The organism is Limnospira sp., assembly GCF_051859755.1.
GTDB lineage: Bacteria > Cyanobacteriota > Cyanobacteriia > Cyanobacteriales > Microcoleaceae > Limnospira > Limnospira fusiformis.
This window is the reverse complement of sequence record NZ_JBIMLI010000005.1, coordinates 1-12,804: the sequence shown is the minus strand read 5'-3', so window position 1 is coordinate 12,804 and position 12,804 is coordinate 1. Positions and strand designations below refer to the sequence as shown.

11 protein-coding genes are annotated in these 12,804 nt (G+C 45.9%); 3 read left to right on the top strand and 8 right to left on the bottom strand.

Annotated features, from left to right (window positions below; translation table 11 throughout):
* Positions 1-49 precede the first annotated feature (49 nt).
* The 3 genes from hpsC (at position 50) to ACTIE0_RS01690 (ending at position 2,522) form a co-directional block, all read left to right on the top strand.
* A complete protein-coding gene (gene hpsC, locus ACTIE0_RS01700) occupies positions 50-988 on the top strand; it encodes a hormogonium polysaccharide secretion pseudopilin HpsC (RefSeq protein WP_006670634.1) in 939 nt (312 codons plus the stop codon).
* A 41-nt stretch (positions 989-1,029) separates the two neighbouring features.
* Positions 1,030-1,593 carry a prepilin-type N-terminal cleavage/methylation domain-containing protein gene (locus ACTIE0_RS01695; protein WP_006670635.1) on the top strand — a complete coding sequence of 188 codons (564 nt, stop codon included), beginning with the start codon at positions 1,030-1,032 and terminating at the stop codon, positions 1,591-1,593.
* 206 nt (positions 1,594-1,799) lie between these two features.
* Positions 1,800-2,522 (top strand): pilus assembly FimT family protein, encoded by a 723-nt coding sequence (locus tag ACTIE0_RS01690; RefSeq protein ID WP_006670636.1) that lies wholly within the window; start codon positions 1,800-1,802, stop codon positions 2,520-2,522.
* Between the two features lie 360 nt (positions 2,523-2,882).
* Here the strand turns inward: ACTIE0_RS01690 and ACTIE0_RS01685 are convergent, their stop codons facing one another.
* From ACTIE0_RS01685 to ACTIE0_RS01650, 8 genes are all read right to left on the bottom strand, one after another.
* On the bottom strand, positions 2,883-5,072 hold the full coding sequence (locus ACTIE0_RS01685) for a tetratricopeptide repeat protein (RefSeq protein WP_006669543.1): 2,190 nt from the start codon (positions 5,070-5,072) through the stop codon (positions 2,883-2,885).
* Between the two features lie 100 nt (positions 5,073-5,172).
* Positions 5,173-5,583 (bottom strand): bacteriohemerythrin, encoded by a 411-nt coding sequence (locus ACTIE0_RS01680; RefSeq protein WP_006625418.1) that lies wholly within the window; start codon positions 5,581-5,583, stop codon positions 5,173-5,175.
* Positions 5,584-5,697: 114 nt separating this feature from the next.
* A complete protein-coding gene (gene argH / locus ACTIE0_RS01675; protein WP_006625419.1) occupies positions 5,698-7,092 on the bottom strand; it encodes an argininosuccinate lyase in 1,395 nt (464 codons plus the stop codon).
* Between the two features lie 57 nt (positions 7,093-7,149).
* Positions 7,150-7,407, bottom strand: a complete 258-nt coding sequence (locus ACTIE0_RS01670) for a hypothetical protein (RefSeq protein WP_006625421.1) — start codon at positions 7,405-7,407, stop codon at positions 7,150-7,152.
* Between the two features lie 19 nt (positions 7,408-7,426).
* On the bottom strand, positions 7,427-8,887 hold the full coding sequence (locus ACTIE0_RS01665; protein WP_006669546.1) for a PP2C family protein-serine/threonine phosphatase: 1,461 nt from the start codon (positions 8,885-8,887) through the stop codon (positions 7,427-7,429).
* A 320-nt stretch (positions 8,888-9,207) separates the two neighbouring features.
* Positions 9,208-10,800: a signal recognition particle-docking protein FtsY gene (ftsY, locus tag ACTIE0_RS01660; RefSeq protein WP_006625423.1), complete on the bottom strand. Its 1,593-nt coding sequence runs from the start codon at positions 10,798-10,800 to the stop codon at positions 9,208-9,210.
* Positions 10,801-10,885: 85 nt separating this feature from the next.
* Positions 10,886-11,515, bottom strand: a complete 630-nt coding sequence (nusB, locus tag ACTIE0_RS01655; protein WP_006625424.1) for a transcription antitermination factor NusB — start codon at positions 11,513-11,515, stop codon at positions 10,886-10,888.
* 158 nt (positions 11,516-11,673) lie between these two features.
* Entirely contained in the window at positions 11,674-12,639 is a 966-nt protein-coding gene (locus ACTIE0_RS01650) for a protochlorophyllide reductase (protein WP_006625425.1), read from the bottom strand.
* Positions 12,640-12,804 lie beyond the last annotated feature (165 nt).

Sequence of the window (12,804 nt, the reverse complement as noted above, 5' to 3'; positions counted from 1 at the left end):
TGGTTCCCATGGAGTGCAAAAGTAAGATTATCCCGGTAGAGAGGTAGTTATGCTGTCCCTAGTTCGGTTTTGGTTAATTTGTGTATTGAAACCTAGGTCAAAAAACACCCAGAGGAATGACTTAGGCTTCACGATGATTGAGTTATTGGTTTCGGCGGTTGTGGCTAGTATGATCATCACGCCCATCTTATTCTTTGTGGTGGATGTTTTACAAACCGATACCCGGGAAGAAATCAGAGCCAGATCGGAACAGGAGTTACAGACGGCAGCAGATTTCATTCGCCGCGACCTCTCCCAAGCTATCTATATCTACGACGGTCAAGGGGTTAATGCGATTAGGAGCCAACTTCCTGATTCCCAGAATGTGGTATTGGTGTTCTGGAGACAGGAGTTTATCCCCAATGCTGTTCCCCCCTGCGATGATCGTGGTGACCGTTGCAATGATGCCCAAGTTTACTCTTTAGTTGCTTACTATTTACAAACAGGTGCTTCTGATACTTGGTCTGGTCAGGCGCGTATTTCTCGCTTACAAATCAACGGTGGTGTTGTAGATAGATTCAATCAAAGCCCAAACTGCAGAGAAACACAATGTTATATTGCTGGACATGAACCAGACCCAGGTTTTGATCCACCTCCTGACCGTGAAAGAATGAATGAATGGGAAGCCAGCGGCACTATTACACAACCACGAGAAGTTCTGATTGATTACATATATCCAGGTGTCGTCGCAGGTCTAGCCGATGATCACTGTAGAACAGCTCTTAACTTAGATAATGCAACTGAAGCTAACCTACTATCTGGAAATAAGGGTAGTGGCTTTTTTGTATGTGTAGACTCCCGTAATCCACGTAATACAGCAGCTTTAGTTAACCTGAGAATGAATGCGGCAATTCGCATTGATCCGAATGCTAAAGAATTCAACGAGGATAGGCGATCGCTTTTTCCAGAGACGAACTTTTTGGTTGAAGGCTTAGGTCGTTATAATTAACCGATAAAATCAGGGAATTTATAATAAAAGGAACCTATAAAATGAGTGTTTTAATTAACCCAAAATCGGTCAATCCCAGGCGCACCAAAAACCAGTCCGGCTTCACCATCATTGAGATTTTGGTGGTAGTTTTAATGGTTGGCATTGTGGGTGCGATCGCCGCTCCGACATGGATAATGTTTGCCAATAGACAAAAGGTTCGCACCGTTAACGACCGGGTTTTTAACGCCATACAACGCGCTCAAAGCGAAGCGCAATTAACCAGTAGATATCGCTCCCTAGAATTTGGTGAGCCTCGAGGTATACCCGCATATCGAATTTATTTGACCTCTGAGGGACGACCGAGCGACGATAACGCGGGTTGGCAAACTCTCGATGTCAATGGCGAGATTAAACAGGGACAAATTACCCTGCGAGTTGTCGCACCAGGAGGCGATAACATCCTAAGGTTTGACCATCTAGGAGTTGTATTAAATAGCATAACCGAAGATAATCCTTTTTGGGTAGTTGTATCTTCCGCTGATAATAGCGTGACACATTGCGTGGCTGTCAGAACGACACTACTATCGACGGCGAGACGGGAAGGAGATGATTGCCCTGATTGAGTAGTTCTAACTAGCCAATTGTAACACAAAAAATTAATTATCTACTGAATATTTTACAAAACTTTACCCCCAATTTACGAAAACATAGTTTAGAATACACCACCAAAGATATCACCCGTAACGAGGCCTTTTACGAGTGAGATTAGTTGTGTATGCTGCGGTTAGCTGACCTACACGACATCTATCCTTGTGACCCAGGTTAAATAATGGAAAATACATTAATTAAGCACTTGCTTCTGGTTCAGAAACAGGCTATTAATTTAGTGGCTGAAAAACCAGTTAGCAGTGACTCTCCGGGTGCGAAATCGCGAAAATCCTCTACAGAATCTGGGTTTTCTTTGTTAGAAGTGTTAGGGGTGATGGTGATTATATCAATACTAGGTGGGATAGCGGTTCCGACTTGGTTAGGTTTCGCGAATAACCAGAAACTGCAAACCTCTATCCGGCGACTCAACTGGGCTATCCACTCAGCCAAAAGTGAGGCTATACTATCTAGTACATCATGGCAAGCGAGTATCAGGGAATATGGGGGACGAGTACAGGTAGCAGTCCATCCCGCGAAGACTCCCCCTGGTCAACTCCCAGAAGGTTCATGGACTAACCTAGAACCGGGGATAGAAATTGACAACCGGGAAAGGAACACCAGGAATAAATATGAAACTACCCTGCGAAGAGTAGACCCCGACACCAACCAAGTCCGAAACGCGGGGACGGTGTACCGAGTTTTATTCAACTACCAAGGCTGTCCGGTCTATAACCCGTCTAATTTCTGCACGCAAACTTCTCTAGCTGCGAAGGGACGCATTGCTATCCATCATCCTGAAGTTCCAGGTCAAAAGCGATGTATCATCATTTCGACGCTGATAGGTGCGACTCGCATTGGTCAGCAACAGCAAAGACCGGATCAAAATGGCTACTATTGCCATTAATTAATAATTAATAATTAATAATTAATAATTATTAATTGGGTAGCGACCCTGTGACCGAGAAACCGGGTTTCTTTGAGAAATACCGAGAAACCCGGTTTCTTTGAGAAACCGGGTTTCTTAACTTCCAGGAGAGAAACCCCCTGTGACCGAGAAACCCGGTTTCTTTGAGAAATACCGAGAAACCCGGTTTCTTTGAGAAACCGGGTTTCTTAACTTCCAGGAGAGAAGCCAGGTTTCTTGACTCAGGAGAGAAACCCCCTGTTACCGAGAAACCGGGTTTCTTTGAGAAACCGGGTTTCTTAACTTCTAGGAGAGAAACCGGGTTTCTTAACTTCCAGGAGAGAAGCCAGGTTTCTTAACCTACGGCGACCAATGGAATTTTCGGCCTAATAATTCCTCGAGTTTCTGGTTGTGGGGACGGAAAAAGTCGCCTAGGGTCTGACGTAATGTTTCTGGTATGGGATTATAGGAACCTGCGGTATATCGGGGGTATTCGGAGAGTTGATGGTCGGGAAGACCTAAAAACTCAAATACCTGTTTGAGGGTGTTCTGGGGGTGGTTATATAATTCTTCACTGGTGAGGATTAAAAGCTGTTCGGGAGGGAATTTTTGCATCCACTTTTCCAGAAAATAAACATACATTCCCCGCAGTAGATAACCATATTGACATCCCCAAAATTTGCGTTCGGTTTGGGTGGGGTCGTCAATGGTATCGAGAATGGCAATTTCATCTATCATGGCTTGCTCGAGAGTCCGCTTTTCTTGACCCATCCAATTTCGGTGGTCTTGATATTGAGAAAAAGCCCGATCTACTGGATTTCTGAGGGTGACAATTAGCTTGACTTCTGGGAAGGCTTGCGAAATGCGATCGCATACTTTACTATCGACTATATAACTAGGGCTGGCTTCTCCGGTGAGAAATTCGCCGCCAGGGGGAATGGGGGGAAAATGGGCGAGATACCAGTCTAAGCCTCGGTAATATTGCCACATGAAAAAATCGACTTCTTTATGGAGGTTAGGAATTATCTGGGGATGATGACAAAGGTATTCATAAAGGGAGGTTGTGCCACCTTTTTGAGCGCCAATAATTAGGAAATTCGGACCTTGAACTGATGCGGTTTCCCAGTGGTTGCTAAAAAATTCGGGGCGAATGATTTTGGTTTTGGCTAAGACTCCCTGTTTGTAGGTGGAAATGGCGGCGGAAATGTCGCCTATTTCGGTGAGTAAATCACCATAATTTATGTAGGGTTCGGGATAGTGGGGAACCTGGGAAATTGCCTGCTGATAACCGGAGGCGATCGCCTCTATTTGCTCGGGTTGTAATTTGATAAAACTATAGGTGCGTAAATGCCGCAGTTTTATATATGCTATTTCCCCGTCTGGTTGGGCTTTAATAGCGTCTAAATAAGCGGCAATTGCCCCATCAATATCTTGCTGTTGTAAGAGGGTATCACCCAGGCGAATATAGACTTCTGGGATTTCTGGATCAATGGCGATCGCTTTTCGATAAGCATCAATCGCCTGGGGGATTTCTCCCTGTTTAAACAAACAATATCCCAGATTATTATAAGACCAAAAACAATCGGGATTGAGATTAATTGCCTGATTAAATACCTCAATCGCCTCTGACCATTGGCGCAGGTTTAGTAATGCTAAACCCAAACCATAATATCCCCAGGAATAGTCAGGTTTAGCGGCGACCATATCCCGATAAATGGCGATCGCTTCTTCATATCTACCCCCTAAAAGTGCATCTTCGCCAGTTTTTTGGTCTCGCGATAAAATCTCGGTCAGCCGTTGATGTGCTTCTGGTTGTTGAGGGTTAATGGCGATCGCTTTCCGGTAGGCGGCGATCGCTTCTTCGGGCTGATTTTGCTGGCTGAGTAAATCGCCCAAGTGAAAGTGAGACCAATAGAAATCCGGGTTTAATTCAATTTCCTGGCGATAGTTGTCTATGGCTTCGTCAATACGCCCTAATCGAGTTAAAATGACTGCTAAATGGTGATAAGACCAAGAAAAGTCTGGCTTGAGTTCAATGGCTTTCTGATAGGCGGTGATAGCTTGTTCATCTAGTTTGGTGCTAGTCAGTGCTTGACCCAAACCGATATAATAGATATATATATTGGGCTCCAATTCAATGGCTTTCTGATAACTGGCTATTGCCAAATCGACCTGATTTGTGTTATGATATGCCTGGGCGAGTTTATAGCGAGCGACTGCCAATTGAGGATGAATAGCGATCGCCAAATTATACCAAGCGATCGCGCCTTGGCTATCCTGGTGTTTCTCCAAACTCTCACCGACAATCAAACCAAAATTTGGGTTAACAGAACCAGGATTTTCGCTAATTATCTGATAAAGTTTTTCCGCCTCAGCTTGGGGTTGTTGCAAATGTTGCCAAATGCTGCCTAAACTGGTATAGGCGGCGGCTAAGTTAGGGTCAGCCTCAATAGCCTGTCGATAACAATTCGCCGCCAGTTCCCATTGTTGAGACCCAACATAATCATTTCCCAAATTCAGACAAACTACAGCTTGATTAGCAGTGGACATAGACAAGTTTTCAAAAAGCCATCAATTACATGATCCACAAAAGGCGGGTTAATTAGTCTTCTAGCCCCCCAGGGAGAAACTCAAGTAACCCCCTCCTACATTATCGATTATTTGGGGTTGGGATGCAAGGTTTCAGTTGGGTATCAATGCTTTTAATGTGGTCAATAAACCAATCGCGCAAGTCTTGTTTGATGCTGAGAACAATTGAGTTAAAGTTATCATGATGTTCGACGCGACTTTTAATCATTTCAAAACTGATCACAAATCGTTTATGTGCGTTCTGATTATTTTTGGCGACGGGACATTTATATAAATTCATGCAGGACTCCTCATATTTGAAATGGTTATTAATATACATTTCCAGAAATTTGATAGTTGATTGAAGTTCCTGGGGGCTGCGGTTCTGTTCCAGGTTAGCAATCAATAAATCCATCTGGTCGAATAGTTGCTGATGTTGAAAATCAATCAAGGGGATGCCAATTTTCAAAGAATCATTCCAAGTGGGAGTCATATATTTAGCCTAATTAATCAAGTAGGTTGACCATGAACGATTGACCAAGTTCTTCCCATACTACTATAGCAAACCCCAAGAAACCGGGTTAGAGACACCCGGTTAAGGAGATAATTATGATTGTGCAGCCACCAAGCGATCGCGCGCATTTTGCAAGGCTAATTTAACCTGTTCAAAACCGGTGCCGCCGTAGCTATTCCGGGCGGCGACGACTTGTAAAGGTGCGATCGCATCATAAATATCGACATCAAATTCAGGGTGTAAAGACTTCCACTCTTCTAGGGTAAGGTCTTTTAAAAGTTTCCCGGACTCCAGACAAGTTCTGACCACCTTACCCACCAAATTATAGGCTTCCCGGAAAGGAACCCCCTTAGTAGCGAGATAATCAGCGACATCAGTAGCATTCGAGAAATCTTCCGCCACTGCTTCAGCGAGACGTTGTGGGCGAAACTCCATCCCTTGGGATAACAAAATAGTCATCGCCTCCAGACAGCCTTTCACAGTTTTGACCGCATCAAATAAGGCTTCCTTGTCCTCCTGGAGGTCTTTATTATAAGCCAAAGGTAAACCCTTCATCAGGACTAATAGCCCTTGTAGATGTCCAAAAACCCGGCCAGTTTTACCGCGCACCAATTCAGGAACATCGGGGTTTTTCTTTTGGGGCATAATACTAGAGCCAGTGGAACAGCTATCAGTGAGGGTGACAAAACCAAACTCCTGGGAAGCCCAAAAGATAATCTCCTCGGAGAGGCGGCTGAGGTGAACCAAAATGAGACTAGAAGCACTGAGAAACTCGATCGCCCAATCGCGATCGCTCACCCCATCCAAACTATTAGCATAAACCCGGTCAAACCCCAATAATTCGGCGCTATAGTGTCGGTCAATGGGAAAAGTAGTCCCCGCCAAAGCACCGCACCCCAGAGGGGAAGTATTGACCCGTTGATAAACCTCTCCCAGACGTTCCCAGTCGCGGTGGGTCATTTCCACATAAGCCAGTAGGTGATGAGCCAAACTGAGAGGTTGCGCCCGTTGTAGATGAGTGTATCCTGGTATGAGAGTATGGACGTGATTAGTAGCCAGATCCAATAAAACCCCTTGCAAATCAAGAATCTGGGTGCGGATTTGTTGAATTTGGTCTTTCAGGTAAAGGCGGGTATCAGTTCCCACTTGGTCATTACGCGATCGCCCCGTATGGAGTTTTTTACCGACATCTCCGGCAATTTCGGTAAGTCGGCGTTCAACGGCGAAATGAATATCCTCAGCATCGACACCGGGGTTAAATTGACCCTGGCGGTATTCTTGGCGAATAGTCTCCAAGCCATCAACTAAGGCTTGTCCTTCTTCGGGGGAGATAATCCCGGTTTTGACCAACATTTTGGCATGAGCGACGGAGCCAGTCAAATCATACTCGATTAACTCAATATCAAAGCCGATACTGGCGTTAAAAGTAGCGATCGCTGGATGCAAAGCCTTTTCAAATCGTTGGCTCCAGGTTTTAGCTTCAGTCATAGTCCTATAATCTGTAAATTAGCCATAAATGTCTGAGCAGCAAATTTAGGAAACCCTTTAGGGTAAGAGGCTTTTCGCCCACCACCCCATCCCCAAGCCAATCAAAAAAGCCCAAAGCTGTCCGGTTTCCAGTAAATTATTCCAGGTATTCGTAACGTTAGTCCATAAATCAATATTTACCCGTTGACCGAATAGCACTGGTAGGGTCGCGCCGACTTCCCCCCACCCCCATGACCAGTGAGGGGTTAAAATGAGAATATGGCTCCCAGGGTTGCTGCAAGTTTCTACAAACATGGATAAAACATCAACGGACATAATCGGCATTCTCCCCGCTTTAAGAGGGTTGCACCTGTAGCACAACCAGAGTCATGTCATCAATATTACTGTTACTCGGACCGATAAACTTCTGAACTTCGGCAAATATATAATCTACAATGCGATTGGGAGTCTGGGAGTTTTGACAAGCCCATTGAAAGGCTGTCTGTAGGTTATCTTCATCAAAGCGATCGCCCCCTTGATTCGCCGCATCAGTAAAGCCATCAGTATAGTAAATCACAGTATCCCCCGGATGCAGTTGCACTTGGGCTTGGTAGTAACGGGTATCAGCATCAAGACCGATCAACATTCCCAAAGTATCTAACCGACGAATACTGTGGCTTTGTGCTTGCCATAATAAAGGGGGATTATGGGCGGCGTTACTATAGGAGAGAATTCTAGTCTCCGGGTCATACTCCGAATAAAACAGAGTCACAAACCGATTAGAATTTTCTAAGTCAGCATACATCACCCGGTTAAGATGTTGCAGAATCTGGGCGGGGGAATGGCGGTTGAGAACTTCCGCGCGTAACATTCCCCTAGTCATGGTCATAATTAACCCGGCTGGGACTCCTTTTCCCATGACATCACCAATGACAATACTCCAATGTTCCGATGATGTCTGACCGTCGCTAACTTCTCCGGAACCGGGATGATTTTCATGTTCATGTTTGTCAAAATTCGAGGGGATAAAGTCGTAATAGTCTCCCCCGACTCGGTTGGCGGTTTGACAGCGTGCAGCCACTTCTAAACCGGGAATTTTCGGACATTTACGGGGAAGTAGGCGCAGTTGAATTTCTGCACCAATTTCTAATTCTCGGTCTAGGCGTTCTTTTTCCCGCAATGAAACTGATAGTTCATCATTAGCGATCGCCACAGCCGTTTGATCAGCTACCAGTCTAATTAATTTCTGGCGGGTTGGTGTCCACAGGTAATCAGGAGCATGGCTGAACACATACAACCGCCCCCGTGATACATTATTAACCAGGATTTCCGTGCTAAAAAGTTTTACATCCTGCCCCAAGCAACTACTCACCTGATCGTCTAGGTTTGCCACGTATTGGGGCGCGAGACTCTCGGGAACCACTCCCACCGTTATGGTATCATTAGGCTGGGATATCACCTGTCTGGTAGCCGCCTCTAAAATGGCGCGAATATCCTGACACTGACGACCATCTTGGCAGTGTAGGCGTTGAAATCTCACCTGACCGTTAGGTTTAAACAGCACCAAAGCACCACCATCAGCATCTGTCACTCGACTAGCAACTAGGGGAGTTAATTCTAAGAACTGATTGAGATTATTAAAGCTACGGAGGGCAAAACTTAGGGAACTCAGCAACTCATTAATATTTTGCTGTTCCCGATGGAGTCTAGCCACCATTTGCTTTAAGTGAGAGGCTGATGTCACATCAGCATCTGAGGAACTTGAAAGGGAGTCTGAAGGTTGTTCTGAGCGTCTTGGAAGTGGCACAGCAGTCATATTATTAGTATATATTTTTTGAAGGTTAGAGTGCAATAGTAAGTCCAAAAAAATGAAAGTCTCTCTGCCAAAAGTCTGGTTTTCTGGCAAGTATCCATGACAGATTATCCCTGGCTACACTGCAGGGTACTGCCATCTACAAAATCGGCAATTACCACCAGTAATCATGAGCTACCCTCCCCCAGTGGCTAATATTTACCCTAGGCGATCGCTTATCTGGTGTTTTTGAAGATGGCAATATGTGGGAATCTGCTCTATAAAATGATTAACTGTTCCCCATGATGACACTTAAATAGCCATATTGGCACTTTAACAGAGCTTTAACCACTTAACAGGGCTTCGATAAACTCGTAGCTTGAAAAAGGCCGCAGGTCTTCGATACTTTCCCCAACACCAATAAAACGAATCGGTAGACCTAGCTGTTGTACAACAGCTAAAGCCACACCACCTTTAGCAGTTCCATCTAATTTTGTCAAGACCACACCGCTAAGTTGAGCAACTTCGGCAAATACTTGGGCCTGGCGTAGTCCGTTTTGACCTAAAGTTGAATCAAGGACTAGGAGGGATTCTACCTTAGCATCTGGTGCTTGTTTGTCTATTACGCGACGAATTTTGTTAAGTTCCTCCATCAGGTTCTTTTTGTTCTGCAATCTACCAGCAGTATCAATAACTAGCAATTCGGTCTCGCGGGATTTAGCAGCAGCGATCGCATCATAAACCACGGCGGCCGGATCTGTATTCTTTCCAGGATTAGCAATCACCTCTACGCCACTACGTTCGCCCCAGACCTTTACTTGTTCGACTGCTGCCGCCCGGAAAGTATCCCCAGCCGCAATTAAAGTCCGGTAGTCTGACTTTTGGGCAATATGGGCAATTTTCCCGATGGTAGTAGTCTTTCCAGCTCCATTGACCCCGGTAATTAACCAAATATTCAATTGTTCTTTTTCGGGGGCAAATGTGGGACTATAGCCATTTTGATAGGGTTTTTCCAGGAGATCTCGCAGAAGTTGTTTTAAATAGGCGATCGCATCTTCCGGGGGTAAAGCATCCTCTAGCAGGCGGTTTTGTAGCGCCTCAATAATCACGTCAGTAGCTTCTACACCCACATCAGCTTGCAGCAATAAAGCCTCAATTTCTTCTACCGCCGCCTGATTTAGGGGTCCCTGACCAACGATCGCTTTTAATTGATTGAGCAAATTACGGCGAGTCCGCCCTAAACCTTTCCACAGCTTTTGTAGCCAGGTGATTTCCTCTACTGCTACTTCCTCTGGTCTACGTCCCTGATTAGCCAAAACTTCCGCCGACCACAGGAACATCTCATCAAATACTAGATCCGTCGATTCTCCCTCACCGCTGGCTGTGGTTTGCCCCCCTTCCGGTTCCGGTTCGGAAATAGCCGTTTCTTTTAATCTCTCAATTCTCGCCTGTCGTTCCGCCTGGGTTCTCGCCCAAATTGGCAAAGACTCATCAATACTCTCTTCAACAATCGCTACAGGTTCAGCGGTTTCTCTAACTTCCGCCGTCTCTGCGACTTCCTCTGCGACTTCCTCTGCGACTTCCTCTGCGACTTCCTCTGCGACTTCCTCTGCGACTTCCTCTGCCACTTCCACAGGTTCAGTCGTTTCTGTTAATTCTGCGGGGGTTTCCTGAGCCTTGATGGTACTTGTTTCGGCTTCTGTGGGAGGGGAGACATCATCAATAGCATCTTCTGTGGGGGCTTCTGTGGGCTGGTGTTGTTGCTGAATATTTTGATAAGCAGCCTTAGCCCACTGTAAATAATCCTCATTAGCGGTTGTAGGCTGAGGCGGTTGTTTATTTTCGGGTTCGTCGGGAGTTGTTGAGGGTTCAGCTTGTTGTGTATCTTCTGCTGAGGGGCGATCGCTAAACTGGCGGCGGAACCAATTAAAAACCATTTTACTAATTACTCAAATTTGACAACAGATTTAGGTGTTGGTGAGGCGGGAATTTGTAATAGCAGACCCACAGCATCACCGAAATTTAGACAGTTGAAGACTCAGTTTTGAGGTGGTCAACAACACGACGGAGAACCCCGTTAATAAATCGGTAACTGTCCTGGTCGCTATAACGTTTAGCCAACTCCACCGCCTCATTAACGGCAATTTGTTCTTGAACCCCCAGATATAACAATTCAGTTACAGCAATCCTTAAAATATCGCGATCGATGCGAGGGAGTCTGGATAATTGCCAATCAACCATGGCTTCTTCTAGGGAACTATCGACAGCTTCCCGGTGAGTGTTAAGCTCGACCAAAATTTTGACAGCATAGGAGTAGACATCTTCCTGACTTGCCAATTGTACCAATTCCGGCAATTCCACAGCAGTAGATAAACGATTAATGGCTGATTGAGTCAATGCGATCGCCTCACTAACCATTGTCCGGGCGCTGTGCAAATCCGCCGCCCTAGTTTGGCTACTCAAAAGGCGATCGTTACCCCGTTGTAATTCGGCCATAGCCGTCTCTAGGGATTCTTGTCCTTCTGTGGTTAAGGTACGGACAGCAGCGAGGACCACATCTTCCATTTGCTGAGTCTCAAGCTTTTCGGGAGTTGATGGCAGTTGGCTCATCCCCAAAAGGGCGAGTTCACGGGCTGTTCTACGAGCTTGCATATTGGTTTAGTATAAATGTCTTAGTTTAGCAACAAAGTAGTGGCTGGGATAGATTCTAGCAAAAAATCGGTTTCCAGCTCACCCCAAGCAGCTTTTGTGGGTTAAGGACAAAAAAGCCGGGAAAACCCGGCGGAAAGTTGTCAATTTTCAGACACAAATCAATAAGCCAGTTCTACCAACTTGAGACTGAGATTCCACATTTTCTCAGCTCTTTCCTCATCTCTAGCTTGGGGCGAGACCCGTTGCACAAAAGACTGTCGGCCTTTTTTCTGGCGATTTCCCCAACTCCAGTAAGCACCAGACTGGCGATATTCCTCATCAAGGACCACAGCAGCCACTCGTTCTCCAGCCAATTCCTGAGACACATAGCCCTTGGTAATGTATTTCTGGAATATAGGAAATATTTTCTGGAACAGGGGATAGTGATTGCGGAACAGGGGCGTATCCGCGACGCAACCTGGGTAAAGAGAGGTGAAAGTGATACCAGTTTCCTCGTGATAGCGTCGGTGCAATTCCCGCATAGTTAGGACATTGCAAACCTTACTATCTTTATAGGCTTTGACGGGTTCAAATTTTTTGCCGTCAATCATAGAAACCGGTTCTCGGAAGCCCTTAGCAAACCCTTCCAGGTCTCCCAAATCGGGGCGGGGTGGAATTTTGCCACCGAGTTCGTCGGGGTTATGGGTAACCGTTCCCAAAATCACCATACGCTTATCCTCAGCGGGAGAGCGTTTCATGTCCTCCATCATCACATTACAGAGGAGGAAATGCCCTAGGTGATTGGTGGTCATGGTCAACTCATAGCCTTCTGGACTACGAAGGGGTTCTTTTATGAGGGGCATATAGATAGCCGCATTACAGACTAACCCCTCCAAGGTTCTACCCGTAGCCCGGAATGAGTTGATAAACCGTCGGACACTCTCAAGGGAACCGAGGTCGATATGAAGGATAGTGCGGCTGTCTTCGGGAATCCCTAATTCTTGGGCGGCGGCTTCTGCCTTTTCCAAGTTACGACAAGCCATGATCACATGAGCGCCCCTATCGGCGAGGGCTTTGGCGGCGTATAAACCAACCCCCGAAGAGGCACCCGTGACTATAACCGTTGATTTTTGATCCTGTACCATTTTTAGTTAAAACTCCGTTGATCACCGTCAGTTTTCTAAGTAATTATTCCGACGGAGACCCTGGCTGTTATTGATTTAGCGAGGTATCCTAGTAGGGGTCGAGAATGGAGTCGCCTCCATCCCCTCCCATTCAAAACCGGACGTGAGACTTTCACCTCATCCGGC

Excerpts from the sequence above, each read along its gene's own strand:
- hpsC (WP_006670634.1), top strand. The coding sequence starts at position 50 with ATGCTGTCCCTAGTTCGGTTTTGGTTAATTTGTGTATTGAAACCTAGG.
- ACTIE0_RS01695 (WP_006670635.1), top strand. The coding sequence starts at position 1,030 with ATGAGTGTTTTAATTAACCCAAAATCGGTCAATCCCAGGCGCACCAAA.
- ACTIE0_RS01690 (WP_006670636.1), top strand. The coding sequence starts at position 1,800 with ATGGAAAATACATTAATTAAGCACTTGCTTCTGGTTCAGAAACAGGCT.
- ACTIE0_RS01685 (WP_006669543.1), bottom strand. The coding sequence starts at position 5,072 with ATGTCCACTGCTAATCAAGCTGTAGTTTGTCTGAATTTGGGAAATGAT.
- ACTIE0_RS01680 (WP_006625418.1), bottom strand. The coding sequence starts at position 5,583 with ATGACTCCCACTTGGAATGATTCTTTGAAAATTGGCATCCCCTTGATT.
- argH (WP_006625419.1), bottom strand. The coding sequence starts at position 7,092 with ATGACTGAAGCTAAAACCTGGAGCCAACGATTTGAAAAGGCTTTGCAT.
- ACTIE0_RS01670 (WP_006625421.1), bottom strand. The coding sequence starts at position 7,407 with ATGTCCGTTGATGTTTTATCCATGTTTGTAGAAACTTGCAGCAACCCT.
- ACTIE0_RS01665 (WP_006669546.1), bottom strand. The coding sequence starts at position 8,887 with ATGACTGCTGTGCCACTTCCAAGACGCTCAGAACAACCTTCAGACTCC.
- ftsY (WP_006625423.1), bottom strand. The coding sequence starts at position 10,800 with ATGGTTTTTAATTGGTTCCGCCGCCAGTTTAGCGATCGCCCCTCAGCA.
- nusB (WP_006625424.1), bottom strand. The coding sequence starts at position 11,515 with ATGCAAGCTCGTAGAACAGCCCGTGAACTCGCCCTTTTGGGGATGAGC.
- ACTIE0_RS01650 (WP_006625425.1), bottom strand. The coding sequence starts at position 12,639 with ATGGTACAGGATCAAAAATCAACGGTTATAGTCACGGGTGCCTCTTCG.